This is a genomic window from Roseomonas sp. 18066 (genome assembly GCF_902706185.1).
Lineage (GTDB): Bacteria > Pseudomonadota > Alphaproteobacteria > Acetobacterales > Acetobacteraceae > Pseudoroseomonas.
The window spans coordinates 1-396 of sequence record NZ_CACSJM010000408.1 but is presented as its reverse complement, the minus strand read 5'-3'; the positions used below and the strand labels follow the sequence as shown (position 1 = coordinate 396).

The window sequence follows — 396 nt, the reverse complement described above, 5'->3', positions numbered from 1 at the left end:
GTGGAGAGAACTGGATGAGCAAGGCCGAAATTTCCGGGCGGCCCCGGATTGATGGCGACGCGGCCGGTGCTGGGCGGAAGTCCCTCCTGCGCCGCTTCGGTTCACTCCTTGGCCCCGGCCTGGTGACAGGTGCTGCGGACGATGACCCCTCAGGAATTGCCACCTATGCGCAGGCCGGTGCCACCTTTTCCAACGGCATGCTGTGGGCTGCGCCGGTGACACTGCCCATGATGATGGCCGTCCAGGAAATCTGTGACCGCACGGCACTGGCCACAGGTGAAAGCCTGGGCAGGCTGGCCCGGCGCAAGTTCTCCCGCCGTCCACGGGTGGTGATTGCGGTGCTGATTGTTGCCCTGCTGGTGGGCAACATCCTTAATGCCGCCGCAGACCTGATGG

Annotated in this window: 1 protein-coding gene; it reads left to right on the top strand. The window is 64.9% G+C overall.

The window, feature by feature from the left end:
* Positions 1–14: 14 nt before the first annotated feature.
* On the top strand, positions 15–396 hold a 382-nt coding region (locus tag GVN67_RS29455), incomplete at its 3' end, for a divalent metal cation transporter (protein WP_200845474.1).